The organism is Cypionkella psychrotolerans, assembly GCF_001294535.1.
In the GTDB taxonomy this organism is placed as follows: domain Bacteria; phylum Pseudomonadota; class Alphaproteobacteria; order Rhodobacterales; family Rhodobacteraceae; genus Cypionkella; species Cypionkella psychrotolerans.
This window is the reverse complement of sequence record NZ_LGIC01000017.1, coordinates 78,860-103,980: the sequence shown is the minus strand read 5'-3', so window position 1 is coordinate 103,980 and position 25,121 is coordinate 78,860. Positions and strand designations below refer to the sequence as shown.

General features: G+C 61.1%; 20 protein-coding genes and 1 pseudogene. 7 read left to right on the top strand and 14 right to left on the bottom strand.

Annotated elements, in window-relative coordinates:
- Nucleotides 1–353, top strand: a pseudogene (locus tag AKV04_RS26465) (coproporphyrinogen III oxidase); the annotation flags it as partial.
- A gap of 112 nt (nt 354–465) precedes the next feature.
- Here AKV04_RS26465 and AKV04_RS04155 read toward each other — a convergent pair.
- From AKV04_RS04155 to AKV04_RS04130, 6 genes are all read right to left on the bottom strand, one after another.
- A complete protein-coding gene (locus AKV04_RS04155) occupies nt 466–1,692 on the bottom strand; it encodes a glycosyltransferase (RefSeq protein ID WP_054005213.1) in 1,227 nt (408 codons plus the stop codon).
- Nucleotides 1,689–3,287, bottom strand: coding sequence for an ABC transporter ATP-binding protein (locus tag AKV04_RS04150; RefSeq protein ID WP_054005212.1), 1,599 nt, complete (start codon nt 3,285–3,287; stop codon nt 1,689–1,691). Before AKV04_RS04150 ends, AKV04_RS04155 begins: the two co-directional genes overlap by 4 nt.
- On the bottom strand, nt 3,284–4,393 hold the full coding sequence (locus AKV04_RS04145; protein ID WP_054005211.1) for an ABC transporter permease: 1,110 nt from the start codon (nt 4,391–4,393) through the stop codon (nt 3,284–3,286). Before AKV04_RS04145 ends, AKV04_RS04150 begins: the two co-directional genes overlap by 4 nt.
- The gene (locus AKV04_RS04140) at nt 4,393–5,544 is read right to left on the bottom strand and encodes a microcin C ABC transporter permease YejB (RefSeq protein ID WP_054005210.1); all 1,152 of its coding nucleotides are present in this window, start codon (nt 5,542–5,544) and stop codon (nt 4,393–4,395) included. The genes AKV04_RS04145 and AKV04_RS04140 overlap by 1 nt, the downstream gene beginning before the upstream one ends.
- A complete protein-coding gene (locus AKV04_RS04135; protein ID WP_235815531.1) occupies nt 5,545–7,410 on the bottom strand; it encodes an extracellular solute-binding protein in 1,866 nt (621 codons plus the stop codon).
- 175 nt (nt 7,411–7,585) lie between these two features.
- On the bottom strand, nt 7,586–8,107 hold the full coding sequence (locus AKV04_RS04130) for a c-type cytochrome (RefSeq protein ID WP_054005208.1): 522 nt from the start codon (nt 8,105–8,107) through the stop codon (nt 7,586–7,588).
- A 148-nt stretch (nt 8,108–8,255) separates the two neighbouring features.
- Here AKV04_RS04130 and AKV04_RS04125 point away from each other — a divergent pair, with 148 nt between their 5' ends.
- On the top strand, nt 8,256–9,086 hold the full coding sequence (locus AKV04_RS04125) for a prephenate dehydratase (RefSeq protein ID WP_054005207.1): 831 nt from the start codon (nt 8,256–8,258) through the stop codon (nt 9,084–9,086).
- Between the two features lie 233 nt (nt 9,087–9,319).
- Here AKV04_RS04125 and AKV04_RS04120 read toward each other — a convergent pair whose 3' ends face one another.
- On the bottom strand, nt 9,320–9,793 hold the full coding sequence (locus AKV04_RS04120) for an SRPBCC family protein (protein WP_054005206.1): 474 nt from the start codon (nt 9,791–9,793) through the stop codon (nt 9,320–9,322).
- A gap of 81 nt (nt 9,794–9,874) precedes the next feature.
- A complete protein-coding gene (nudC, locus tag AKV04_RS04115) occupies nt 9,875–10,825 on the bottom strand; it encodes an NAD(+) diphosphatase (protein ID WP_054005205.1) in 951 nt (316 codons plus the stop codon).
- A gap of 232 nt (nt 10,826–11,057) precedes the next feature.
- Here nudC and AKV04_RS04110 point away from each other — a divergent pair, with 232 nt between their 5' ends.
- Nucleotides 11,058–12,953 carry a bifunctional 2',3'-cyclic-nucleotide 2'-phosphodiesterase/3'-nucleotidase gene (locus tag AKV04_RS04110; RefSeq protein WP_162232830.1) on the top strand — a complete coding sequence of 632 codons (1,896 nt, stop codon included), beginning with the start codon at nt 11,058–11,060 and terminating at the stop codon, nt 12,951–12,953.
- A gap of 64 nt (nt 12,954–13,017) precedes the next feature.
- The gene (locus AKV04_RS04105) at nt 13,018–13,650 is read left to right on the top strand and encodes an HAD family hydrolase (RefSeq protein WP_054005203.1); all 633 of its coding nucleotides are present in this window, start codon (nt 13,018–13,020) and stop codon (nt 13,648–13,650) included.
- 266 nt (nt 13,651–13,916) lie between these two features.
- On the opposite strand, the gene AKV04_RS04100 is transcribed toward AKV04_RS04105, so the two are convergent.
- Nucleotides 13,917–14,633: a hypothetical protein gene (locus AKV04_RS04100; protein ID WP_054005202.1), complete on the bottom strand. Its 717-nt coding sequence runs from the start codon at nt 14,631–14,633 to the stop codon at nt 13,917–13,919.
- Here AKV04_RS04100 and argE point away from each other — a divergent pair.
- Complete coding sequence (gene argE, locus AKV04_RS04095) at nt 14,632–15,951, top strand: acetylornithine deacetylase (protein WP_268871774.1); 1,320 nt, start codon at nt 14,632–14,634, stop codon at nt 15,949–15,951. The two genes, AKV04_RS04100 and argE, sit on opposite strands and share 2 nt — an antisense overlap.
- A 61-nt stretch (nt 15,952–16,012) precedes the next feature.
- Here argE and AKV04_RS04090 read toward each other — a convergent pair whose 3' ends face one another.
- Together AKV04_RS04090 and AKV04_RS26765 are read right to left on the bottom strand one after the other, a co-directional pair.
- Nucleotides 16,013–17,059 carry a YcjF family protein gene (locus tag AKV04_RS04090; RefSeq protein WP_407638398.1) on the bottom strand — a complete coding sequence of 349 codons (1,047 nt, stop codon included), beginning with the start codon at nt 17,057–17,059 and terminating at the stop codon, nt 16,013–16,015.
- Entirely contained in the window at nt 17,056–18,462 is a 1,407-nt protein-coding gene (locus tag AKV04_RS26765) for a YcjX family GTP-binding protein (protein WP_054005200.1), read from the bottom strand. Before AKV04_RS26765 ends, AKV04_RS04090 begins: the two co-directional genes overlap by 4 nt.
- Before the next feature lie 94 nt (nt 18,463–18,556).
- Here AKV04_RS26765 and truA point away from each other — a divergent pair, with 94 nt between their 5' ends.
- Both truA and AKV04_RS04075 read left to right on the top strand, forming a co-directional pair.
- Nucleotides 18,557–19,333 carry a tRNA pseudouridine(38-40) synthase TruA gene (truA, locus tag AKV04_RS04080; RefSeq protein WP_054005199.1) on the top strand — a complete coding sequence of 259 codons (777 nt, stop codon included), beginning with the start codon at nt 18,557–18,559 and terminating at the stop codon, nt 19,331–19,333.
- A gap of 313 nt (nt 19,334–19,646) precedes the next feature.
- The gene (locus AKV04_RS04075; RefSeq protein ID WP_054005198.1) at nt 19,647–19,931 is read left to right on the top strand and encodes a hypothetical protein; all 285 of its coding nucleotides are present in this window, start codon (nt 19,647–19,649) and stop codon (nt 19,929–19,931) included.
- Between the two features lie 101 nt (nt 19,932–20,032).
- Here AKV04_RS04075 and AKV04_RS04070 read toward each other — a convergent pair whose 3' ends face one another.
- The 3 genes from AKV04_RS04070 to acs form a co-directional block, all read right to left on the bottom strand.
- Nucleotides 20,033–21,910 (bottom strand): MFS transporter, encoded by a 1,878-nt coding sequence (locus AKV04_RS04070; RefSeq protein WP_202905560.1) that lies wholly within the window; start codon nt 21,908–21,910, stop codon nt 20,033–20,035.
- 163 nt (nt 21,911–22,073) lie between these two features.
- A complete protein-coding gene (locus AKV04_RS04065; protein WP_054005196.1) occupies nt 22,074–22,736 on the bottom strand; it encodes an adenylate kinase in 663 nt (220 codons plus the stop codon).
- A 4-nt stretch (nt 22,737–22,740) separates the two neighbouring features.
- Entirely contained in the window at nt 22,741–24,702 is a 1,962-nt protein-coding gene (gene acs, locus AKV04_RS04060; RefSeq protein ID WP_054005195.1) for an acetate--CoA ligase, read from the bottom strand.
- Nucleotides 24,703–25,121: the final 419 nt, after the last annotated feature.

The window sequence follows — 25,121 nt, the reverse complement described above, 5'->3', positions numbered from 1 at the left end:
ACGCGCAAAACGCCCCCGCCACCGCCGCCCATACCAAAGCCATCCGCGCAGGGCAGTTCTCAACCGAGCGCGGCCATGCTTTTGCCGGAGAAGACATCCTGCGCGGGCGGTTGATTGAGGCGCTGATGTGCGATTTCCACATCAACCGCGCCGAGATTCTGCGCGATTTTCCAGTGACGCCTGAGCGGTTGGACACGCTGCTGACCAATGCCGCGCAGGCCTTCCCGCAGATGCTGGAGTTGGATGCAACCGGCCTTTCGATCCCAGAGCCCAGCCGCCCTTTGACCCGCATGGTGGCGCGGATGTTCGACGCTTACGACCAAAGCAAGGCGAAGCACTCGGCGGCGGTGTGAGTTATCCCATTCACCACGCCGCCCCGGCCTTGAGCCGGGGCCTCTTGATCAAACCCCGAGGACCCGGCTCAAGGCCGGGGCGGCGTGGGATAGAGGGAGCGCGTCATCACCGTTAACCCTTCGGCGCAAAACTCTCGACAAACGCTACCATACGCGGCAGGCAATTCCCGCGCAGATCATAGCGCTCCAGCGCCACTTTGCGCACCGCCGCCCGCATCTCGGTAAAGCGCTCCGGGTGCGCCAGCCCTTCAATCATCGCCGCCGACCAACCCGGCACATCGAAGAAATCCACCAAGGTTCCAGTCTTGCCATGCTCCAAAGCCTCCATCACCGGACGGGTGGCCGAGCCGATGATGTGGCAGCCCGCCGCCATTGCCTCAATCATCGACCAAGACAAAACGAACGGATAGGTCAGATAGGCATGGGCGCGGCTGACCTTCATTAGGGCCACGAAATCGGGGTAGGGCACTTTGCCCATGAAATGCACACGGGACATATCCAAGCGGTCGCGCACTTCGGATAGGAAGCGTTCTTTCCAGCCCTTCTCGCCCTTTGGCGCGGCACCATAAGACACCTCGTCGCCGCCGACGATCACCACTTGCGCCTGCGGTCGTGCCGTCATGACCGCAGGCAGCGCGCGCATGAAGGTGTGATAGCCGCGATAGGGCTCTAAGTTGCGGTTCACAAAGGTCAAAACCTCATCCCCCGGCGTCACCACCCGGCCATTTGGCAAGCTAAACCGCGCCTGCGGATCGGGGGCCATACCAGAGGTATCGACGCCGTCATGGATCACGGTGATCATCTTGCGCAACGGATCGGGGTAGGTCGAGGCCTGCCATTCCGTCGGCGACAGCCCCGCATCGGCATGCGCCAATGCCTGCCCCAGATAGGTGGCGCGGCCTTGCGCGATCATCACCTGATCGAAATTCGCCTCGCCAAACTCGGGGTCAAAGCCGACATCCGCGCCGCGCCCGCGATAGTAGAACTCGGCATAGACGATCAGCTTGGCTTCGGGCCAGACCTCTTTCAGAAACAACGTCTCGCCCCAGCCGGAGTGGCCGAAGATCACATCCGGCACATAACCCTTGGCCCGCATCGCCTGCGCCGCCCGCGCCACCGTCACGCCGCGATCACTCATCGTAGTGTAGTTGCGCCCCAGACGGGTCGCGGCAGGGTCAACTGGCTCTGGAGTGTGCTTATACTTTGCCAGCGGGATCGGTGAGGCGCGGTTGTTCGCGGCATCGGTCAGCGCCATGCAAATATGGCCGCGCGCCGCGAGCTCGGGGGCCAGATGCAGAAACTGGCCGGGGAAATTCTGATGCACAAACAAGATCTTCATGGCCGCAGATTATCTCCGAAAGCCGCTGCCATCAGCGCGCGGGTATAGTCGGTTTTCGGGTTGGCGAACAGATCAGCGCCGGTGCCCGCCTCCACCACATCGCCGTCTTTCATCACCATCACCTTATGCGCAAGCGCGCGGACCACCCGCAGATCATGGCTGATGAAGATATAGGCCAGCCCCCATTTGCGCTGCAAATCGCGCAGAAGATCGACAATCTGTACCTGCACCGTCATATCCAACGCGCTCGTCGGCTCGTCCAGCACCACCAGTTTCGGCCGCAAAATCATTGCCCGCGCAATCGCGATGCGCTGCCGCTGCCCACCGGAAAACTCATGCGGATAGCGCGCGGCCATGCTTGGGTTCAGCCCGACCTCGGCCATGATTTCCGCCACCATCTCGGCGCGATTGCGTCCCGGCTCGAGCCCATGCACGCCCAGACCTTCGGCGATGATCTCTGCCGCCGTCATGCGCGGGGAAAGGCTTCCGAAAGGGTCTTGAAACACGATCTGCATGTCGCGGCGGTGTTCCCGCATCGCCCGGGTTTGCAGGCCCTGAATATCCCGCCCCAGCACGGTGATCCGCCCCGTGCTGTCAATCAGCCGTAAAATCGCCAGCGCCATCGTGGTTTTGCCCGAGCCGCTTTCGCCCACAATCCCCAACGTCTCCCCCGCCCGCACCGATAGACTGGCCTCATTCACCGCCTTTACATGGCCCACGACCTTGCGCATAAACCCCTGTTGGATCGGAAACCACACCCGCAACTTGTCGACCTCGACCACCACAGGCGCATCCACCGCCACCGGATCAGGCCGCCCCTGCGGTTCCGCCGCCAGCAGCTTTTGCGTATAGGGATGCTGTGGATTGGCAAAGATTTCCGCCGTCAGCCCCTGTTCAACAATCTCGCCTCCCTGCATCACACACACCCGGTCGGCGATGCGCCGCACGATGCCGAGATCATGCGTGATGAACAGTAAAGAAAGTCCTTCGGTCTGCTTCAGATCCGCCAACAGCGCCAAAATCTGCGCCTGGATCGTCACGTCCAGCGCCGTGGTCGGCTCATCCGCTACCAGCAATTCCGGCCCATTCGCCAAAGCCATCGCGATCATCACCCGCTGTCTTTGCCCGCCGGAAAGCTGATGCGGATAGGCGGTCAGGCGGCTTTCGGCGTCACGGATGCCCACCTTATCCAGCAATTCCAAACTGCGCGCCCGTGCAGCTGCCCCGGTAAGCCCTTGATGCAGACCCAGACTTTCCGCCAACTGCCGCTCAATCGTGTGCAAGGGGTTCAGCGAGGTCATCGGTTCTTGGAAAATAAAGCTGATGTCATTGCCGCGCACCCGCCGCAACTGCGCTTGGCTGGCCCCGACCATCTCCTGCCCAAGATACTTCACCGAACCTGTCACCTTGGCGCTATCTGGCAGCAGCCCCACTGTCGACAGTGCCGTCACCGACTTGCCCGAGCCAGACTCGCCGACCAAAGCCACCGTCTCGCCCTTATTCACGGTGAAATTGACGCCCCGCACGGCGGAAAAATCACGACCATCCTGCCGGAAACCGATATTCAGGTTCGAGACCTCCAACACAGCGCTCATTGGAAGGTCTTTCTGGGGTCAAACGCATCGCGCACGCCTTCAAAGATGAAGACCAGCAGCGACAGCATGATGGCAAAGGTGAAAAACGCCGTAAACGTCAGCGAGGGCATCTGCAAATTCTGCTGCGCTTGCCGCGAAAGCTGGCCCAGCGAGGGCAACGAGGCAGGCAGACCAAAGCCCAGATAATCCAGTGCCGCCAGCGATCCTATCGCGCCCGAAACCACAAACGGCAGCATGGTCAGCGTCGCCACCATCGCATTCGGCAACACATGCCGCACGATGATCACCAAATCCGACACGCCTAACGCTTTGGCCGCACGCACATATTCAAAGTTCCGCGCCCGCAGGAATTCGGCCCGCACGATGCCGATCAACCGGGTCCAGCCAAAGGCGATCATCAGGAAAATCAGGATCCAGAAGCTGCGCTGCCAGACCGAGAACACGATGATGATGACATACAAATCCGGCGTGCCGCCCCAAATCTCCAGCAGGCGCTGGAAAATCAGATCAACCTTACCGCCGAAATACCCCTGCACAGCCCCCGCGGCGATGCCCAACACCGAGGTCAAAACCGTCACGATCAGCGCAAAGGCCACCGACAGCCTAAAGCCATAGATCACCCGCGCCAGCACATCGCGGCTGGTGTCATCGGTGCCCAGCCAATGCGTCGCATCGGGCGCAGAAGGGGCCGCCTTGCCGCCCAAATCATTGATCGTGTTGTAGGAAAACGGGATCAGCGGCCAGATGATACGGCCCTTCTCAAAGCCTTCGGCCTTATAGCTGCCATCCGCCACCGCCGCCAGAATATCCTCGGGCGTATCGAAACAATCGACCACGCCGCCAGTGACGATCAGGCATTGCACCTCTGGCGCTTTGTAATTCGCCTCGGTGCGGAAATCGCCGCCATAGTCGGTTTCGGTGTAGAATTTCAGAAACGGCATCCGCCATTCGCCGCGGTACTCCACCAACAAAGGCCGATCATTCGCCAACACCTCGGCGAACAATGACAGCCCAAACAGTGCGGCGAACAAGATCAAAGACCAATAGGCCCGCCTGTTGGCCCTGAAATTCCGCCACCGCCGTTGGTTCAAAGGGGACAATGCCATCAGCCCCTCCGCTCAAAATCAATCCGGGGATCGACCCAGACATACATCAGATCCGAGATAATCCCGACGATCAGCCCCATCAGGCCAAAGGCAAACAAGGTGCCAAAGATCACCGGATAATCCCGCTCGACTGCCGACTTAAAGCCCAACTGCCCCAGACCGTCCAACGAAAAGATGTTCTCGATGATCAAACTGCCGCCAAAAAACACTCCGATGAACAAGGCCGGAAACCCCGCGATCACGATCAGCATGGCATTGCGAAACACATGACCATAAAGCACCCGCCGTTCGGACAATCCCTTCGCCCGCGCCGTCATCACATATTGCTTTTTGATCTCGTCCAGAAAGCTGTTCTTGGTCAGCAAGGTCAGGGTGGCAAAGGAAGAAATCGTGCTGGCAATCACTGGCAAAGTGATATGCCAAAGGTAATCGCCCACCTTGCCCAGCAGCGACAACTGCGCAAAATTCTCAGAGGTCAGCCCCCGCAGCGGGAAAATCTTCCAATACGAGCCACCCGCGAACAAAACCAGCAGCATCACCGCCACCAACAGGCCGGGGATCGCATAGGCCGCGATGATCACGCCAGAGGTCCAACTGTCAAAGCGCGAGCCATCCGTCACCGCCTTGCGGATGCCCAAGGGGATCGAGATCAGATAGGCCAGCAGCGTCGACCACAGCCCCAAAGTGATCGACACCGGCAGCTTTTCCGCCACCAACCCCATCACGCTTTCAGACCGGAAATAGCTTTGGCCAAAGTCAAAGCGGATGAATTTCCCCATCATGATGAAGAACCGCTCGTAAGACGGGATCATTTCCTTCTGGCAATCCTTGGCCTGTTTCAGCAGCGACCCTTCATACCCCGCCGGACAGATGAACCGCGCAAAGCCAAACTCAACCTCCAGCTTGGCGCGAAATTCGGGCGGCAGCCCACGCGCGCCGACATACCCCTTGCCGCCTTCAGCATCGGTGCCCGCATCTGCACCCGCAGCCCCGCTGACCGCGCCGATGGAATCGCCTGAGCCCTGCATCCGCGCTTCGATCTGGTCAAACGGGCCACCGGGGACGAATTGCGTCAGCGCAAAGTTGATCACCATGATGCCGAGCAGCGTCGGGATCACCAAAATCAGTCGCCGAAGGATATAGGCCAGCATCTATTTCAACACGCCCGCAGCTTTCAGCTTGTCGGCCTTGGCCTGATCAAACCACCAGAACGAAAGCTCGCCCAAGGCATAGGGCGGCAGCGTGGCGGGGTGGTCGTATTGGTCGTAATAGGCGACAAAATAGTTGTCGTTGAACCAACCCGGAATCCAGAACCGTTGCGCGCGCAACACACGGTCCAAAGCGCTGACCACAGTGTCCAATTCTTCGCGGGTTTTCGCGCCTTCGACCATATCCAGCAGCTTATCCACCGCCGGATTGGCAAAGCCCGCCCGGTTGCGGGTTGAATTGTTCGCCGTCACCGAGGAATAGGCCTGCTTCAACTCACCCCCCGGCTCGTATCCGCCATTCACCGCATTGCCCGAGATGATATCGAAATCGAAGTTCGGCGGATCGGTGCGCTGGCTCATCTGCGCGGGGTCGATCATGTTCAGCGACGCATCTATGCCCACAGCCCGCAGGTTTTCAACATAGGGGCTGATCACGCGTTCAAAGGCAGGGGTATCTTCCAGAAAATCGACCTTCAGCGTCTCCCCCTTGGCATTGCGGCGGATACCGTCGGCGCCGACTTCCCAGCCAGCCTCATCCAGAAGCTTAGACGCCTTACGCAAATTCCCCCGGTCCATGCCCTTTTCCGAGGTCGACACCGACCCCATCACCGCATCATCGGTCAAGATCGACGCGGGCAGCAGGCCTTCATCGACCAAGGGTTGCAACAGCGCCACCTCAGCGGGGCTGGGCGCGCCCTTGGCGGCCATTTGCGTGTTCTCCCAGATCGAATTGATCCGGCTGTACAGCCCATAGAACAGCGTCTGGTTTGACCATTCAAAGTTGAACATCAACCCAATCGCCTCGCGCACCTTCGGATCGTGGAACTTTTCCCGCCGCAGGTTCAGCAGAAACCCCTGACCCGAGGCTATATTGCCGTTCGGCAGTTCGGTCTTGATCACCGATCCGTTGCTGAGATTGCTGAACTGATACCCCGTCGCCCATTGCTTGGATGAATTCTCTTGCCGGAACGTGTAAATCCCGGTCTTGAACGCCTCAAACGCGGCGGTGTCGTCGCCGAAATATTCATAGCGGATGCGGTCAAAGTTGTTCTGGCCCACCGAAAGCGGATGGTTCGCCCCCCAATACTCCGGGTTACGCTTGTAAATAATCTGCTGACCGGGCTTCAGGCTGTCCAGCACATAGGGGCTGGTGCCCAGAAACGGCTTTAACGTGCTGTCTTCCAGATCGCGCTTGTTGGCCTCGTAATCTGCCTTTGACATGATGGTCAGGCTGCCCGCAATCGCGGGCATATCGCGGAACGGCGTGCCGGGAGTGAAGACAAACTTCACCGTATAATCGTCCAGTGCCTCAACCGACTGGAACTTCTGGTTAAACACCGAGCGGTATTCCGCGATGCCCTTATCACGGAACATCTCATAGCTGAATACCACATCGGCGGCGGTCATCGGGCTGCCATCCGAGAATTTCACATCATGGCGCAGATGGAAAATCACCCAAGAGCGATCCTCGGGGTATTCCATCGTCTCGCACATCAAACAATAGGCCGCCCCAATCTCATCTGCGGGGCTGACGAGGATGCTTTCGTAGAAGATGGATGAGGCAACCGCCGCGACACCTTTCACCGAATAGGGGTTCACGCTGTCAAAGGTGCCGGGATACCATTCCGAAATCTCGCCACCCTTCGGGGCATCAGGGTTCACATAATCCAGATGCTTGAAGTCGGCAGGGTATTTCAGCGTGCCAAAGGTCGAGATGCCATGCGCGGTGATCACCTTGGCTTCATCGGCAAACGCGGACCCTGCGCCAAAAACCAGCACCGCCACCAAGCCCGCTCTGATCTGCCGCATCCCCGACCTCCTGCCATCCGCCGCTATGCTGCGGCCATTGCTGCACATGCTAAATCGGAACCCGCGCACGCCACAAGGCGCGAATGTGTGATCGCAGCCGCGTCCCGGCTTCCAACCCCGTGAAAATGGAAAAGCCGCCCGAAAGAGCGGCCTTTCCCGGCAATCTGCCGTATATTTACTTCAGCGTCGCCAGATAGGCGATCACATTGGCGCGGTCTTCGATTTTCGGCAAACCGGCAAAACCCATCTTGGTGCCTTTGACATCGGCCTTCGGGTTCAGCAGGAACACTTCGATCAGCTCTGGCGTCCACGGCTCATGCACCGAGGCCATGCCGTCGGAATAGGCAAAGCCCTCAACCGAGCCGCGTGCCCGGCCAACCACACCGTTCAGATGCGGACCGGTGCCGTTGCTGCCATCCACCTTGTGGCAAGCCGCGCATTTCTTGAACACTTTCTCGCCAGCTGCCGGATCAGCCGCCGCGAACACTTCCGCCCAAGGCGGGCCTTCGGCGGCTGCACCATCGGCAGGGGCTGCATCATCGACCGCAATCGAATAGGCCTGCGCCACTTCTTCGCCGCCATGGCTTTCAGCGCCACCGCCGTAAACCGCTTCACCGGCCCAGGAAATGAACAGATATACAAGAAGCGAGCCACAGACCGCGCCGGTCACCTTGGTCAAAGTCATCGTGTCGAACATGTCGCGCCTTCCTTCGGGTCGTGTTTGGGTGGGCTGCAAAGCCGGAACCTGATTTGGGGTTATCTACCCGCTTCCCCCGCCTTCTTTCAAGGTGTAGTAGCGCGACCAATAGCCCCAATGCGGGGCTTTTTACGGCGGAGTGTTCGAAATGTCAGGGCGTATCGCGTTTCAGGGTGAATTGGGGGCCTATTCGCATCAGGCGTGCCAGCAGGCACGGCCCGATATGGAAGCATTTCCCTGCACCACTTTTGAAGATGTGGTCGAACTGACTCGCTCGGGCGAGGTTGAATTGGGCATGTTGGCGGTGGAAAACTCCACCTATGGCCGGGTTGCCGACGTCCATTCGCTTTTGCCGCGTGCAGGCCTGCATATCGTCGATGAAGCCTTCGTGCGGGTGCATGTGAACCTGCTCGGCCTGCCGGGGGCGAAATTGGCGGATGTGAAAGAAGCCCATGGTCATGTGGTGATCCTGCCGCAATGCGCAGGGTTTCTGAAAGCCCACGGCATCAAGGGCAAGGTCAGTTCCGACAACGCCCGCGCCGCGCGCGAAGTGGCTGAAGGCCGTGATGTGACCAAAGCCGCCTTGGCCAGCGAACTCGCAGCTTCAATCTATGGCCTTGATGTGCTGGCTCCGCATATCGAGGATCACGCCAACAACACCACCCGCTTTCTGGTGATGAGCCGCACGCCGGATGACACCCGCCGCGCCAAGGAGATGATCACCACCTTCACCTTCCGGGTGCGCAACATCCCGGCGGCTTTGTACAAGGCCATGGGCGGCTTTGCCACCAACGGCATCAACATGACCAAGCTGGAAAGCTATATGGTCGGAGGCTCCTTCACCGCGACCGAGTTTTACGCCGATATTGAGGGCCACCCCGAAGACGCCCCGGTCAAACGCGCGCTGGAAGAACTGCGCTACTTCTCAACGCAGGTCGATATCTTGGGCGTCTACCCCGCCGATCGTCGTAGGGACTGACCTCCCCTGCGCCTGCCAAGCACACCAGCCTAGCCCGGAATCAAGGCGCTTTTGCGCCGCCGGGCAGCGCCTGACCGCCCCCTCGGGCGGGCGCTATTGCAGTGTCTCGCCTAGAACATCTGGGGGATTGCTGAGACATAAACCGCCTAGAACCAACGTGGCTCGCTCACCCGGCGGTCAGGCGCAGCCCTGTGCCAGCATTGGGAAAACGCTTCGCCCTCGGGCGCCCCGCCTCAATACTTCTTCACCGCCCGATACCGTGCCTCAATCTCAGCCGCCAACTGTGCCGCCCGCTGATCAAACTTGCGATCAATCCGCGCCCGCGCCAGCCGCAAAGATTGCAGGAACAACCGCGCGGTCAGGCTGCGCGGTGAGATTTCTAAGACCACATGCATCCGGGTGCGTTTGCCACCCAACTCCATCAGATCAATCGAGGCAACCCCCTCAATCGCCTGCGAAATCCCGGCAAAGCGCAATAATGTTGAGGGTTCAATCTGGGTCAGCTCCAGCTCCATGTTGCGCGGCTTGCTGCGATAGGAAAACCGCGCCGCCCAACGCATCCCTGCTGCCACCGCCCGCAGCTTGTCGATACGCGATACTTCCGCGCCGCGACGCATCGCCGCCCGCTCCCAAGCCTCGAAATCCGAGATGATCCGAAACACATCTGCGATCGGCGCTTCAATATCCTGCTTTGTCGCAAACCGCATCGCCTGTCCCCCAGCCTTGCTTGTTCTTGTTTTTATCTGCCAACAGGCGCAGCCAAATCGTTAACGCGCTAGGAATAACGATCAATCCAGCCGTTCTGCAAGGAAATTACCCATCAGAAACTGCGCAATCGCACCTTTGCGCCCCGGTTTAATCTTTGGATGCTGCCCCGCCATCACCTCAACCAATTCCTCGCGGCTCACCCACAGCGCATCTTCCAACTCGGCAGGGTCCAGCGTGATCTCATCCGAGGTCGCCTCCGCAATGCAGCCGAACATCAACGAGGCCGGAAACGGCCAAGGCTGTGAGGCCAAATACCGCACCGCCCCAGTGGTGATCCCGGTCTCCTCAAACACCTCACGCCGCACCGCCGCCTCCAGCGTCTCGCCGGGTTCGACAAACCCCGCCAACAGCGAATACATCCCTTCCGGCCAAGGCGCAGACCGCCCCAGCAACAGCTTATTGCCACGCGTGACCAGCATGATCACCACCGGATCGGTGCGCGGAAAATGCTGGGCATGGCAAGCGGGGCAAGACCGCTGCCAACCGGCATGGCTCATCACCGATGCCACACCACAGCTAGAGCAAAACCGATGCGTGCTGTGCCATTGCAGCACCGCCTTCGCCGTTGCCGCCAATTCCGCCTCACGCGGGGTCAACAGCGCCATCACGCCGCGCAAATCCTCAAACGCGTGATCTTCCGGCAGGGCAGGGTGGCCTTGCCGATTGGCATCGACAAATCCGGCAGGCTGGCTGGCCTCCAGCACCTCCGGCTCCCAGCCCGAAATATCCTGCGCAAACCACGCCACGCCGTCATCCAGCCCCAGAAACACCGGCTCCCCAGCACCCAAAACCACGCTATCCGCCGCCACCCACCCCAAGCCATTCTGCGCCACAATCAACGGCTTACCGCGCCAGATCGGCAACACCCGCCCGTCCGCCAACAGCTCTGCCATCCGCACCGGATCGCTGCGCAAAGCCGCCGCCCGATCCAGACCCGAGCCGCCAAATGTCACCGTTTCCGCCAATCGCATCGCCGCACTCCCGCTTTGCGCCGTTCATCGCATGGAACACCGGATAGGGCAATTCGCCGCACCCCGTGTCAAATCCAACCCAGCCGATCAAATATGCAACTTGAAGGTGAAACTTTTCGACTAGCCGCGAATTTCACCTTCCTTTCGGCAGTTTAGGATGAGACGCTAAACCAAGGGGAGAAAATCCTGACACAGATCAGGCCTCTCGCTGCGTCGGGGAATGGGATTTACGGTGCAATACAGCTTTGCGAACGAGCGTGGTGCGGTATCGGGCACCATTGGCGGCCCGGTGATTGATCTGCGCATCCTTGCGACCTCGGATCTGCATGCCAATCTGCTGGCGTGGGATTACCACACCAGCCGTCCCTGCCCACAGCGCGGTCTCGCCCGCGTGGCCACCCTGATCCACAAAGCCCGGTTTGAGCGCCCGCAGAGCCTGCTGTTTGACAATGGCGACTTTCTGCACGGCACCGTGCTGGGCGATTTCATTGCCGAAACCACGCCGCTGCTGCGCTCGGGCCGCCCGCTGCATGCGCATCCGATGATCGCGGCGATGAATGCGCTGGATTACGATGCGGTGGCGCTGGGCAATCACGAATTCGGCCATGGTTTGGGCTTTTTGCGCCGCTCGCTGGCCGCCACCCGCTTTCCCATCGTCTGCTCGAACCTCTACTTCAAACCCACCCGAGGTGCGCCGCTGGCCGCGCCCTATCTGCTGCTGCACCGTGATCTGCGCGACCGCCACGGCAAGCTGCACCGCCTCAAAATCGCCATACTGGGCTTCATTCCGCCGCAAACCACGGTCTGGGAAAAGCGCTACCTGAAAAGCCGTGCCTCGGTGGATGACATCACAGCTTCCGCCCGCCATCTGGTGCCCGAGCTGCGCGCGCGCGGCGCCGATCTGATCATAGCGCTGTCACATTCCGGCATCGGCGAAGCAGAGGCCGAGCCGGGGGCCGAGAACGCGAGCTCAGCTTTGGCCGAAATTGACGGCATCGACGTGGTGATTGCGGGCCACACCCATCTGACCTTTCCCACCGCCAGCCGTCCCGATCTGGCCGGGAAACCCGCCGTGATGCCGGGGTTTTTCGGCTCGCATCTGGGGGTGATTGATCTCACCCTGCGCCACAGCAGCAAAGGCTGGCGGATTGCTGGCTTCGGGGCCGAAATCCGGCCGGTCTCAAGGCGTGATCCGGTGACCGGGCAGGTCGAAGCGCTGGTCAGCGACGACGCCGCGATTGTCGAAATCGCCCGTCCGGCGCATGAGGCCCTGCTGGCGCGTACCGATATCGAAATCGGCCACAGCCCAATCGCACTGAACAGCCATTTCGCCCTGCTGACGCAAAGTCCGCCGCTGGCGCTGGTGGCGGCGGCGCAGGCGGATCATCTGAGGCGGGTGCTGGTGGGCACAGCGCTGGCCAACTTGCCGCTCCTCTCCGCTGTCGCTCCGTTCAAGGCGGGCGGGCGCGGTGGGCCTGAAAACTACACCGACATCCCGGCAGGCCCGCTGCTGACTCGCCATGTCAGTGATCTCTACATCCATCCCAACAGCCTGTCCTGCCTGCGGGTCAGCGGCCAAGACCTCTACGATTGGCTGGAACGCTCGGTCAGCCTGTATCATCAGATCGCGCCCGGTGCCGTTGACGCCGCGCTGATCGACGAAGATTTCCCCAGCTTCAATTTCGACACCATCCACGGTCTCAGCTATCAGATCGACCTGACCGAGCCGCCGCGCTTCAATACTTTTGGCCGGGTGATTGCCCCCGAGGCCCGGCGTATCCGCGATCTGCGCTATCAAGGCCAAGCAGTGCGCCCCGAGCAGATCTTTGCCTTGGCCACCAACAACTACCGCGCTGCGGGCGGCATCGGCTTCCCCGGCACCGGCACAGCACAAGTGGTCTACGAGGGGGCCGAGGGCAACCGCGAGATGCTGGCCGCCTATCTGCGCAGCGGCGGCATCCCTGCGCCCGCCCCCTTCGACTGGCGCTTTGTGTCGATGCCCGGCAGCACGGTGACGCTGGATCTCAGCCCCAATGCCGAAGCCCATCTGGCCCAGGTGCCGCATTTGCGGCTGGAACCGCTCATGCAGCTTGCCACCGGCTTTCGCCGCTTTCGCCTGTATCTGTGATCGGCTATGAGGGCGGCAGATAACTGGGGCCGCGGATAACTGGGGCCGACAACCGGGGCTTACGATGTTTGACGCGATTTTCTTCGACCTTGACGGCACGTTGATCGACACCGAAAGCCTTGCCATGGCCTCCGGCCTCGCCGCCTTTGCCGAATTGGGCCATCCGGTGACCGAGGCGTTTTTGCACCAACTCGTCGGCGTCGATCTGCCGACAGGCGGCAAAATCATCAGCGCCGCGATGCCCGCGGTTGACCCCGAGGCGTTGCATCCTTTGTGGCAAGGTGGCTTCCGCGCCGCCATGGATCTCAATGGCCTGAACCTCAAAGCCGGGGCGATGGATCTGCTGCAAGCCCGCCTGCTGCCGATGGCTCTTGTCACCTCCTCGGGGCGGAGCGAGGCGCATCACAAGCTGGAAGTCGCAGGGATAGCTGAGATGTTCGATCTGATCATCACCGTCGATGACGTGACCGCCCCCAAACCTAACCCCGCGCCCTACCTTCTGGCCGCCGAAAAACTAGGTGTTTCGCCTGCGCGATGCCTGGTGTTTGAAGACAGTGAAACCGGCGCAGAAGCCGCCCACCGCGCCGGCTGTTTCGTGGTGCAAGTCCCCGACGTGGTCCCCAGCCAAGGCCGCTGGGCGCATCATCTCGCCGATAACCTGCTGGCAGGCGCAAGGCACGCGGGCCTGCTGATCTGAGCCTGCCAAACCCCCTAAAACTTATCTAAAATTGTCATCCTCTGCGCGCAAATATCCCCGCCGGAGGCTTCTGAGGCCTGCGCACGGAGCCTCCGGCGGGAGTATTTCAAAAAGAGCAAATCCTGCGCGGAAATCCTTAACAAACCGTTGATGCCCACTTGTAACTCATTGAAATCATATCAGAGCAACCTCTGTCCACGCGCGGACACATGCCCAAACGAAAACGGCGCACCTTTCAGCGCGCCGCCTTGATCCGTGAAATCCGTTCAGTTCGTCATCAAATAATAGCTGTTCCGCGACGCGCCATTATTCTGCACCGTCACATAAAAATACCCGTTCCAGCTGGGCACGAAGTCGCAGTAAATCTTGTCCGACCAGCTCACGTCATAGCAAATCGTGTTGCCGTTCTCATCGGTGACCAGCACGTCGAGGTTGGAGTCGCCATCCCCCACCACTGCGAGCTCGGCATAGCTGTCACCATAAAACGGCACCTCCCAGGTATCGGTCTGCCCGGCAGGCAGCCGCGACAGGGTCGACGACGCCCCGCCAACCCGGCCGCGCCCAGCCTCCACCATCGCATCCTCAACCAGCCCCGCCAGCACCTCATCCTCGCCCGCGAGTTCCTTCGCCGAGGCCATCATCACCGCCGCATCCACCGGCAAATCCTTGCCCTCGGCCTCACCCGCAAGCTCGGTCCCCTTGGTCTCTTTTTTGCGCTCGACCTCTTTCACCTCCACCGATCCTGCCAGCTTCGCCGCCGTCAAAACCGTTAACGCATCCTTGTTGGCCATGCCCAAGGTGTACAAATCCTGCGCCATCGCGAAGGTCGCCACCGCCCCCTTGCTGCCCGTCGCCGAGGATTTCACATTCGGCCCCTTCGCCGCAGCCGGGGCTTCCGTCGTGGTGGTCTGCGCGAAGGCAGGCAGGCTCAAAGCCACCAAAGCGCTGGTCGCAAGGGCGGGGAAAAACGCTTTCAATGTCATGTTCTGTCCAATCGGTTGTGACCCGCGCGGGCGATATGCACTGAATTTGGCAGGAAGACCGCCGTTTGGGAAGTGGGTTCCGCGTGACAAATCGTGTCACATCCGTCGTTCCCAGCCTTCCCCCTCTCGCGGCTTCGCGCTAGCTTGCGCGCAACAAAAGGAGACTCTGATGCGCGCGATTTTGGAACGGTTGCTGAGTTTTGACACGGTCAGCTCCAAGCCCAACATCGCTTTGATGGGTTATTTGCAAGACCTGCTGGCCGAGGCTGGCATAGACTCCACGCTGATCCCCGACCCATCCGGCGGCAAAGCCAATCTCTACGCCACGGTCGGGCCGCAGGGTGTGCCGGGGGTGATGCTGTCGGGTCACACTGATGTGGTCCCTGTCGAAGGTCAGGCTTGGACTGTGTCGCCTTTCGCGCTGACCGAAAAAGACGCGCGCTATTATGGTCGGGGCGCTGCCGATATGAAGGGCTTCGCCGCCTGCGCGATTGAGGCGATGGTGTTGGCTGCCAAACGCCCGCTGAAAGTGCCGCTGCATTTGGCGTTGTCCTATGACGAGGAAATCGGCTGCATGGGGGTACGCAGTTTGATTGACATGCTGGAGGCTGCCCCGATCCGGCCCCGGATGTGTATTGTGGGGGAACCCACGGCGATGCAGGTCGCCACCGGCCACAAGGGTAAGATCGCGCTGCGGGCAACTTGCGTGGGCAGGGAAGGTCATTCGGCGCTGGCGCCGCTCGCCCTCAATGCGCTGCATTTGGCGGCGGACTTTGTCGGGGTGGTGCGGGGGTTGCAGGCGCGGGTGGCGGCGACCGGGTTGCGGGATGGCGATTATGATGTGCCCTATTCGACGCTGCATGTGGGGAAGTTGAACGGGGGGGTGCAGGTGAATATCGTGCCGAACTCTGCCGTGATCGACTTTGAAATTCGCAGTTTGGCGGGCGAGGATACCGAGGCATTGATCGCGGATCTGCGGGCGGGGGCGGAGGCGATTGTGGCGCCGCTCCGGGCAGAGTTTCCTGAAACGGAGATCAGGATTGAACGGCTATGGGATTATCCGGGGTTGGGCACGCCTTCGGATGCGGGGGTGGTGAACTTTGTGAAATCGCTGACCGGGGCGAATGGCACGATCAAGGTGGCGTTTGGCACCGAGGGCGGGTTGTTTGATGCCCGGCTGGGCATCCCGACGGTGATCTGCGGGCCGGGGTCGATGGCGCAGGGGCACAAGCCGGATGAGTTCGTTTCGGTCGAACAGATTGAACGGTGCCGCGCGATGCTGGCGGAATTGGTGGATCGCTGTGTGGCGGGATTTTAGGGGTGGTCCCAACTCGGGACCATTTTTAGATGTTTATAATCAATGAGGTAACGTGCCCATTTTAAGGGTTTGTTAATTTTTCGTCCGGCTCGCCCCGCCCAAACAGGCCTGCCAAGGCGCGGCTGGTGGTGGCACTCGTCCCCGGTCGCGGCAATGCCACGAAGGGCATCGGGCGCGACAACTCCATCGCGGCAAGGCCGACGCGGGCGGTCAAAGCACCGTTGACCACGCCTTCGCCAAAGCGCCGGGAAATCTTGGCAAGTAGTCCCCCCGACGCCACAGAGCCTACGAGATCATCGGCCAAGGCGATCGCGCCCGCGCCCAGCAGCGCCGAAAACACCCGGCGCATCAGGCGGAAACTGCCCATGCTGCCGGACCGCCCGCCATAAATCTCGGACAGGCGGCGGATCAGTTTCAAATTGGCATAAAGTGCTGTCGCCACATCCGCCAAAGCCAGCGGCACAAAAGCGGTGATGGTGGCGACGAGGCGGGCGGCGGCTTCAACCTCGGCCAGTGCGGCACGGTCCAAGGGGGCGATCAGTTCGACCTCTGCCAGCGACAACAAAGCGTCGGCATCGAATACATCGGCCTCACGCTCGGCCAGACGGGCACGGCCCCAAGCCGTATCGGCGCGGTCGGAATACAGACTGACAAGGCTCGCCACCACGGCGCGGGCGGCTTTCAGATCGCCAGCGAGGCGTGCTTCGGCGGCGGCGGCGCGCAGCTTATCCAGCCGCGCCATGCGGGAGAACGCCATCAGTTCGCGGCCCGCCAGCACCAGCACCACAAACAACGCCAGCACGAACAGTACAAAGGCCAGCCAGCCCAATACGCTGTTTTCACCAAACAATCCGATAACGAAATTCCATGCCGACACCGACAGCACCAGCGTGAACAGGCTGCCGAACACCCAAAGCGCAAAGCGGGCAAAGCCGGACCCCCGGCGCTGGGCGAGAAAAGCGGCGGTGTGCAGCGCGCGCGCGGCCCCCGCATCTGGCACGGCTTCAGCCATGCCGGGATCGGCGGCATCGCCATCATACTCTTGCATCAACGGGCCGTGCAGGCGGGCCCGTTCGTTTTGAGACGGGTCATTCAGATGCAGGCTCACAAGCGATCTCCGATCAGGAATTCGGCGGCGCGGTCGAGGCGGATATGCGGCGGGCCTTCGCCGGGGCGCAAGGTGACGCGGGCCGGGGCGAAGGCCATCAGTGCATAATCGGCGTCGAGCCATTGCTCGGCGCCTTCGCGGGCGGGCGAGAGCAGGCGGCTGGGGTCGGCGGGCAACTGGCCCGGATACATCACGGCCTGTTTGCCATTGGTCAGCAAGCGACCGCGCACGGCATCAAGGCTAACACCTTCGCGTGACACGGTTTCTTCCACGGTGCAGCGCAGGCTTGCCATTGAAATGGCTGCGGTCTGTGCGCCCGCGAAATCGGCGCGGCTGACGGCTTCGCGCAGCATCGCCCGCATGATCCCGGTTAAGGCGGGGTGCTGGTGGTGGTGGAGATGGTCGGCCTTGGTGGCGGCGAACAGGATTTTCTCCACCCGTTTGCCGCCCAGGATGCCCGTCAGCCAGCCGTTGCGACCGGGGCGGAAGGCCGCCAGCACATCGGCCATGGTGCGGCGCAGGTCTTCCACGGCTTGCGGGCCTTGGTGCAGGGCGGAAAGGACATCGACCAGCACGATCTGGCGGTCAATCTTGGCGAAATGCTCGCGGAAGAACGGCTGGATGACGCGGGATTTATAGGCGTCATAGCGGCGCTGCATCTCGCGCCAAAGGCTGTTGCGCGGGGTTTGCGCAGGCGCAGGCAGTGGGGCGAAGGTCAGCACCGGAGAGCCTGCCAGATCACCGGGCAGCAGGAAGCGGCCGGGGGTGCAATCAGACCAACCTGCGGCGCGGGCGGCTTTCAGGTAGTCGGTGAAGTGTTGGCTGAGGGCTTGGGCTTTGGGTTCTTCCAAGCGAAGCGAGCCGTCCTCGGCCCGGGCATGGGCCATGAAATCGGCAGCTTCGGGGCGTTTGGCGATGCGGTGCAGGGTGTCTTCCGACCATTCGGTGTAGGATTTATCCAGCAAGGACAGGTCCAGCAGCCATTCGCCGGGGTAATCGACGATATCGACATGCAGGGTGCGCGGGCCAGCAAAGCTGTTGATGAAACCGCTGGGCCGGGTGCGGAACGACAGACGCAGCTCGGAAATCGCGCGGGTCGATTGCGGCCAACGCGGATCGTCGCCTGTCATCGCGGCGAGGTGATCCTCGAAGGCAAAGCGTGGCAGGGTGTCGTCGGGTTGCGGCTGCAAATAGACCGCCTCGATGCGGTTCTGCGCCTGTGCGGTCAGTTGCGGCATCCGGGCGCGGTCGAGCAGGTTGGCGACCAGGCTGGTGATGAACACGGTTTTGCCCGCGCGCGACAGCCCGGTGACGCCGATGCGCAACACCGGTTCATAGCCGGTCAGGGCCGAAGCTGCGGCCTCTATTTGCCGGGCAATGCCGTGGGTTAGGCTGGAAAACACGCGCGATCATCCTGTTGCTTGGCGTCAACATAGGGGTGAGGCGGGCGTTTTGGAAGGCATGGACAGGAAGGTGCGTATTGGGTAAGCGCGGGAGATGCCCAGATATGCCATGCTCATCGACTATGACGGAGGTCCGTTCAACGGCTGGCAGCGCCAGGCGGGCGGGCAGTTGACGGTGCAGGGTGCGATTGAGGCGGCGCTCGGGCGGCTGGAGCCGGGGCCGCATACAATTGCCGCCGCAGGGCGGACGGATTCCGGGGTGCATGCCACGGGGCAGGTGGCGCATTGCGATTTGGTCAAGGATTGGGACCCGTTCCGGCTGGCCTCGGCGCTGAACGCGCATCTGCGCCCCGCTCCGGTGTCGGTGCTGGCGGTGGTGCGGGTGGCGGACGATTTCCACGCGCGGTTTTCGGCGCGGGAGCGGCGCTATCTGTTCCGGCTGGTGGCCCGGCGCGCGCCAGCAACGCATGACCGGGGGCGGGTGTGGCGGGTGCATTCTCCCTTGGATATTGAAGCGATGCGGGCGGGGGCGGCGTATCTGATTGGCAAGCATGATTTCACCACGTTCCGCTCGACCTATTGTCAGGCGGCTAGCCCGGTGAAGACGCTGGACGAGGTTTCGATTGTCACGGTGCCCTATGCGGCGGGGGTGGAATACCGCTTTACCCTGCGGGCGCGGAGTTTCCTGCACAACCAAGTGCGCTCGATCGTTGGCACGCTGGAGCGGGTCGGGGCGGGGGCTTGGGCACCCAGTCAGGTGAAAGCGGCGCTAGAGGCGGCGGATCGCGCGGCTTGCGGGCCAGTCTCGCCGCCGGATGGGCTTTATATGACCGGGGTGGGCTATCCGGTAGACCCGTTCAGTTCGCTTTGACGCCAAGCCGGGGGCTCGCCCCCGGACCCCGAGGATATTTAAGCGCAGAGGATGATCAGAGCGGTCAAGCACCCCAACGGGAGAACGGATCTTGCCGCGGGGTGCCATCCACTGCGTCGGTCATCGGCGTCCCCGCCTGTACCGCTCTTTGAGTTTGAGCGATTCGGATTAAAGCCTTCTTAACGGACATCCTCTGCGCTCAAATATCCCGGGGGTCCGGGGGCTGGCCCCCGGCTTGGCCAATGCAGCGCGCAGCGGCTGCTAGACCTACCCCGCCCCATCGCTTATCAAGGTCAAAAGCATTGGAGCCTGCATGACCCTTCCCGATCTGCTGTTGTCACAACTGTCCGATCCGTTTCGCATCGGTCTGTTGATCGCGTTGTTCCTCACCATGCTGCGCACGCGGGCGGCTTCTGGAACCATCATCCCGCTCGCCATCGGGGCGGTGTTTGTGGCGGTGTTGTTGCCGCTGACGGCGCAGGCGCAACTGGCGGTGCCGATGGCTGTGGCCATCGGGGTGGGAATTCTGGCCAATGTGATTTGGCTGGCGGTTATTCTGGGGGTTTGGACGTTGTATCAGCGCCTGCGCGCCCGCTGACCCCCGCAAGGTCAAGTACCCGGTGCCTCAGCAAACGGGCGGCATAGCAAAAGGGCCGGGAGTTTCCTCCCGGCCCTTTGCCCGTTTCAGACGTCAAACGCTTATTGGTTGTTCGCGTCCGAGAAGATGTCTTTCTTATGCGTGCCGTTTGGCACCAGCAGCGTACCGATCACCACCGTCGCCAGAGCCACCACGATGGCATACCAGAGCCCCGAGTAGATGTTGCCGGATTGTGCCGAGATTGCCAGCGCGGTTGCCGGAAGCAAGCCACCGAACCAGCCGTTGCCGATGTGGTAGGGCAGCGACATGCCCGAGTAGCGGATCCGGGTCGGGAACAGTTCGACCAGCATTGCAGCAATCGGGCCGTAGACCATCGTCACCAGAATGATCAGATAGGTCAGGATCGCGACCACGCTGATGTTTTGCTTGGTGAAGATGTCAAAGAAGCCACCGACTTTCGCCACCGTGGTATTGTCGGCAGCCACCAGCGGATAGCCCGCTGCGGTCAGAGCATCGTTGATCGACTTCTCAAAGCCGGCTTTCACACCATTGGCGGCATCCAGTGCGGCTTGCGCTGCATCAGTTGCGGCTTGGTCGGTGCCGGCTTTGGCGGTTTCAAGCGCGGCTTTGGCTTCAGCAATCGCTTTGCCGTTCACACTGCCATCATAGGCGGGGATCACGGTCTCGCCGATTTTCACCGAAGCAATCGTGCCAGCCGCCGCATCGACGGTCGTCGAGTTGACCGAGCCTTTCAGCAGCAGGGCTTTGGCAATGTCGCAAGATTTGGTGAACTTGGCGGTGCCGACCGGGTTGAACTGGAACGAGCAATCCGCCGGGTCTACCGTCACCACAACCGGGGTGTCTTGTGCTGCGTGCAGCGCCGGGTTGGCGGTTGCGGTCAGCGCGTTGAACACTGGGAAATAGGTCAGTGCAGCAATCAGGCAGCCTGCCAGAATGATCGGCTTGCGGCCAATCTTGTCGGACAGCGAGCCGAAGAACAAGAAACCGCCTGTGCCGAGGATCAACGACCACGCCACGAAGACGTTGGCCGAATAGCTGTCGACCTTCACCACGTTTTGCAAGAAGAACAACGCGTAGAACTGGCCGGAATACCACACCACGGCTTGGCCAGCGGTCAGGCCGAACAAAGCGATCAGTGCGATTTTGGCGTTTTTCCATTGACCAAAAGCTTCGCGCAGCGGGGCTTTCGAGGCAGCGCCTTCTTCCTTCATTTTCTTGAAGGCCGGGCTTTCATGCATGGTCAGGCGGATATACAGCGACACCGCCAACAGGAGGAGCGATCCGATGAAGGGCAAGCGCCAGCCCCAAGCCTTCCAAGGCTCCAGCATGACTTGCACGCCTTTGGCGTCCAGAAGCGGCGTACCGTCCAGGCCGACTTGCGCCACTGTCGGATAATGGCCGTTGACGTAGCCCGTCAGCACCAAGATCACCACCAGGGACAACAGCAAGCCAAGCGTCGCGGTGGTCTGGATGAATGAGGTGTAATAGCCACGACGGTGTTGTGGCGCGTGTTCGGCGACATAAACCGCAGCGCCGCCGTATTCACCGCCCAAGGCCAGCCCTTGCAGCATCCGCAGGCCGATCAGGGTGATTGGGGCCGCGATCCCCCAGCTTTGATATCCCGGCAGGATGCCGACGAAGAAGGTCGACAGACCCATGATCAGGATCGTCATCAGGAAGGTGTATTTCCGCCCGATCAAGTCACCCATGCTGCCGAATACCAATGCACCAAACGGGCGCACGATGAAGCCTGCAGCGAAGGCCAGCAGCGCGAAGATGTTGCGGGTGGCTTCGGGGTATGGTGTGAAAAACTGCGCGCCGATGATCGCGGCAAGCGAGCCGTAGAGGTAGAAGTCATACCACTCAAAAATCGTGCCGGCGGACGAGGCCAGAATAACCTTGCGCTCCTCCGCCGTCATTGGCCGTGAGCGTACGCTCACATCTGCTAAGCTAGCCATGTTTGGCCTCCCTTGTTGTCCGGCGCTGGTCGCCGGTTCCCTATCCCAATCCAGAGCCGGGCAAACCTTCTGCGATCCTTGCCAAGGCAAGGTTCAGCCGAGGGCTGCTGGTTCTGGTTCTTGTATCCCCCGCAGCCGCTCCTCAACGGCGGCGGGGTATGCTTTAAGCCGCGATGCCGGCTATGATCTGGCCAAGGCTGTGGCGAATCTCGGCGATGGGCCCCATCGCGTCGATGCGTTCCAAAACGCCTTTGGCCTCGTAATAGGCAATCAACGGTGCCGTCTGGGCGTGATAAGCGGTCAGCCTGTCGCGTACCGTTTCGGCATTGTCGTCGGCGCGGCGTTTGAATTCCAAGCCGCCGCATTTGTCACAAACGCCCGCTGTGTGGGGGCGTTTGAACGTGTCATGGTAGCCTTCGCCGCAACTGCCGCAGGTGTGGCGGCCCGAGACCCGGCCCACCATCGCGGCATCATCGACCTCAAGGCTGATCGCGGCGGTGATCTTTTGCCCGCTCTCGGCGAGTAGCTTGTCGAGCGCTGCGGCTTGCCCAGAGGTGCGCGGGAAGCCATCCAGAATGATGCCCTTGGCCACGTCGGGTTGCGCCATGCGGTCTTTCAGGATCGCAAGCACGATCTCATCCGACACCAAAGCGCCTGCGGCCATCACGGCTTTGGCCGCTAAGCCCGCCGGGGTGCCCGCGCTGACAGCCGCGCGCAAAAGGTCGCCGGTGGACAGCTGGATCAGACCGAAGTCCTCCTCCAGCATCCGGGCTTGTGTGCCTTTGCCAGCGCCGGGGGGACCGAGAAGGATCAGAACCGGGGCCATCCGCTCAAGCCTTGTTCATGCGGTTGGCGATCAGCTCTTCCACCACCGCCGGATCGGCGAGGGTGGAAATATCGCCCAACGCGCCAAAATCATTCTCGGCGATCTTGCGCAAAATGCGGCGCATGATCTTGCCCGAGCGGGTTTTCGGCAGGCCGGGAGCCCATTGGATCAGATCGGGCTTGGCAATCGGCCCGATCTCGGTGCGGACCCAAGCTTCGAGTTCCTTGCGCAAAGCGTCCGAGGGTTCCTCGCCGCGCATCAGGGTGACATAGGCGTAGATGCCTTGGCCCTTGATGTCATGCGGATAGCCGACGACAGCGGCTTCGGCGACTTTCGGATGGGCGACAAGCGCGCTTTCCACCTCAGCCGTGCCCATACGGTGACCCGAGACGTTGATCACGTCATCGACGCGGCCAGTGATCCAGTAATAGCCATCGGCATCGCGGCGGCAGCCGTCGCCGGTGAAGTAATAGCCGGGGTATTGGCTGAAATAGGCTTCCTCAAACCGCGCATGATCGCCCCACAGCGTGCGCATCATCCCCGGCCAGCTGTCGGAGATGCAGAGCACGCCATCGGTTTCGGTATCGGTTTGCACCTTAGCCGTGGCGGGATCGAGCACGATAGGTTTGACGCCAAAGAACGGCAGGGTGGCTGAACCGGGTTTTTGCGGAATAGCCCCCGGCAACGGCGTGATCAGATGGCCGCCGGTTTCGGTCTGCCAGAACGTGTCTACGATGGGGCAGCGGCCCTTGCCGACATGCTGGTTGTACCAGTGCCACGCCTCGGGGTTGATTGGCTCGCCGACAGAACCCAAAAGCTTGAGGCTGGAGAGATCGTGCTTAGCGGGCCATTCCGGCCCCATGCCCATCAGCGAACGGATCGCCGTCGGGGCGGTGTAGAATTGGCTGACCTTATGCTTGGCGCAAACCTCCCAGAACCGTCCGGCATCGGGGTAATTCGGCACACCTTCAAACATCACCGTGGTCGCGCCATTCGCCAGTGGGCCGTAGATGATATAGCTGTGGCCGGTGACCCAACCCACATCGGCGGTACACCAGAACACATCGCCATCATGGTAATCGAAGGTGATCTGCTGCGTCATCGCCGCGTAAACCAGATAGCCGCCCGAGCTGTGCACAACCCCCTTCGGCTTACCCGTCGAGCCCGAGGTATACAGGATGAACAGCGGGTCTTCCGCCCCCATCTCGACATAGGCGCAATAGGGTTTGGCGGCGGCCATCTCGGCCTTGACGTCAATATCGCGGCCATCGACCCACGAGGTCTGATCGCCGGTGTGTTTGACGACCAAGCATTTCACATGGTCGTTGCAGTGCAAAAGCGCCGCGTCGGTGTTGTTCTTCAGCCCGGTTTTCTTGCCGCCGCGTGGCGCGAAATCGGCTGTGATCACCACCTTGGCATCTGAGTCATTGATCCGGTTCGCCAAAGCATCCGGCGAGAACCCGGCAAAAACGATCGAGTGAATAGCCCCGATCCGCGCACAAGCCAGCATCGCATAGGCGGCTTCCGGGATCATCGGCAGGTAAATCACCACCCGGTCACCACGCGAAACCCCGTGCGATTTCAGAACATTCGCCATGCGTGAGGTGTTTTCCAGCAGTTGCGCATAGGTGATGTGCAGGGAAGGGGTTTTCGGATCATCCGGCTCCCAGATGATCGCCGTCTGGTTGGCGCGGGAGACCATATGGCGGTCGATGCAGTTGGCCGAGACGTTCAGCGTGCCGTCTTCAAACCATTTGATCGAGACTTCGCCAAGCTTGAAATTGGTGTCTTTGACGCGGGTGAAATCCTTGATCCAGTCAATGCGCTGGCCTTCCTTGGCCCAAAACGCGCTCGGATCGGCGACAGATGCCGCATACATCGCCTCATACTGTGTGGCGTTCACATGCGCATGGGCGACAAATTCTTCTGAAGCCGCATATTTCTGCGCAGCAGCGTGATCCGACATAACTTTCTCCCCAGTTCCCAGTCAGGCCTTGCGACCCGTCCCAACGGCCTGCCGCATAGGGCAGGGCTCCCCCGTTTGTAGCCTGATCATAGCGTATTTGTAAAATAGTTGGTAACTCTTTTTATTCATGCAGTTTTTCTGTAAATAAATTGACAAATCGGACGGTGAATTTTGTCAATTATTAGAAAATTGGCAATGAAATGACGGTACGTCACATTGGCAGCTTAGAGTTGAATGGCAGCGGGGGGAAGCTTAGGCCCGGGCGGCAGACAATTTGGCGGGCGGTGGGCGCGCTTGGGATCGTCGCAGGGCTGCGCGGATTGCTCCGTTCACAATGGGGTGATTCGGATGCTAAACGCAGGGCAACCCCCAGCAGCCAAGTCTTGCCATCGAAGGCCTGCTCCGCGGTTTTAAAGGCC

Excerpts from the sequence above, each read along its gene's own strand:
- AKV04_RS04155 (WP_054005213.1), bottom strand. The coding sequence starts at position 1,692 with ATGAAGATCTTGTTTGTGCATCAGAATTTCCCCGGCCAGTTTCTGCAT.
- AKV04_RS04150 (WP_054005212.1), bottom strand. The coding sequence starts at position 3,287 with ATGAGCGCTGTGTTGGAGGTCTCGAACCTGAATATCGGTTTCCGGCAG.
- AKV04_RS04145 (WP_054005211.1), bottom strand. The coding sequence starts at position 4,393 with ATGGCATTGTCCCCTTTGAACCAACGGCGGTGGCGGAATTTCAGGGCC.
- AKV04_RS04140 (WP_054005210.1), bottom strand. The coding sequence starts at position 5,544 with ATGCTGGCCTATATCCTTCGGCGACTGATTTTGGTGATCCCGACGCTG.
- AKV04_RS04135 (WP_235815531.1), bottom strand. The coding sequence starts at position 7,410 with ATGCGGCAGATCAGAGCGGGCTTGGTGGCGGTGCTGGTTTTTGGCGCA.
- AKV04_RS04130 (WP_054005208.1), bottom strand. The coding sequence starts at position 8,107 with ATGTTCGACACGATGACTTTGACCAAGGTGACCGGCGCGGTCTGTGGC.
- AKV04_RS04125 (WP_054005207.1), top strand. The coding sequence starts at position 8,256 with ATGTCAGGGCGTATCGCGTTTCAGGGTGAATTGGGGGCCTATTCGCAT.
- AKV04_RS04120 (WP_054005206.1), bottom strand. The coding sequence starts at position 9,793 with ATGCGGTTTGCGACAAAGCAGGATATTGAAGCGCCGATCGCAGATGTG.
- nudC (WP_054005205.1), bottom strand. The coding sequence starts at position 10,825 with ATGCGATTGGCGGAAACGGTGACATTTGGCGGCTCGGGTCTGGATCGG.
- AKV04_RS04105 (WP_054005203.1), top strand. The coding sequence starts at position 13,018 with ATGTTTGACGCGATTTTCTTCGACCTTGACGGCACGTTGATCGACACC.
- argE (WP_268871774.1), top strand. The coding sequence starts at position 14,632 with ATGTTCTGTCCAATCGGTTGTGACCCGCGCGGGCGATATGCACTGAAT.
- AKV04_RS04100 (WP_054005202.1), bottom strand. The coding sequence starts at position 14,633 with ATGACATTGAAAGCGTTTTTCCCCGCCCTTGCGACCAGCGCTTTGGTG.
- truA (WP_054005199.1), top strand. The coding sequence starts at position 18,557 with ATGCCCAGATATGCCATGCTCATCGACTATGACGGAGGTCCGTTCAAC.
- AKV04_RS04075 (WP_054005198.1), top strand. The coding sequence starts at position 19,647 with ATGACCCTTCCCGATCTGCTGTTGTCACAACTGTCCGATCCGTTTCGC.
- AKV04_RS04070 (WP_202905560.1), bottom strand. The coding sequence starts at position 21,910 with ATGGCTAGCTTAGCAGATGTGAGCGTACGCTCACGGCCAATGACGGCG.
- AKV04_RS04065 (WP_054005196.1), bottom strand. The coding sequence starts at position 22,736 with ATGGCCCCGGTTCTGATCCTTCTCGGTCCCCCCGGCGCTGGCAAAGGC.
- acs (WP_054005195.1), bottom strand. The coding sequence starts at position 24,702 with ATGTCGGATCACGCTGCTGCGCAGAAATATGCGGCTTCAGAAGAATTT.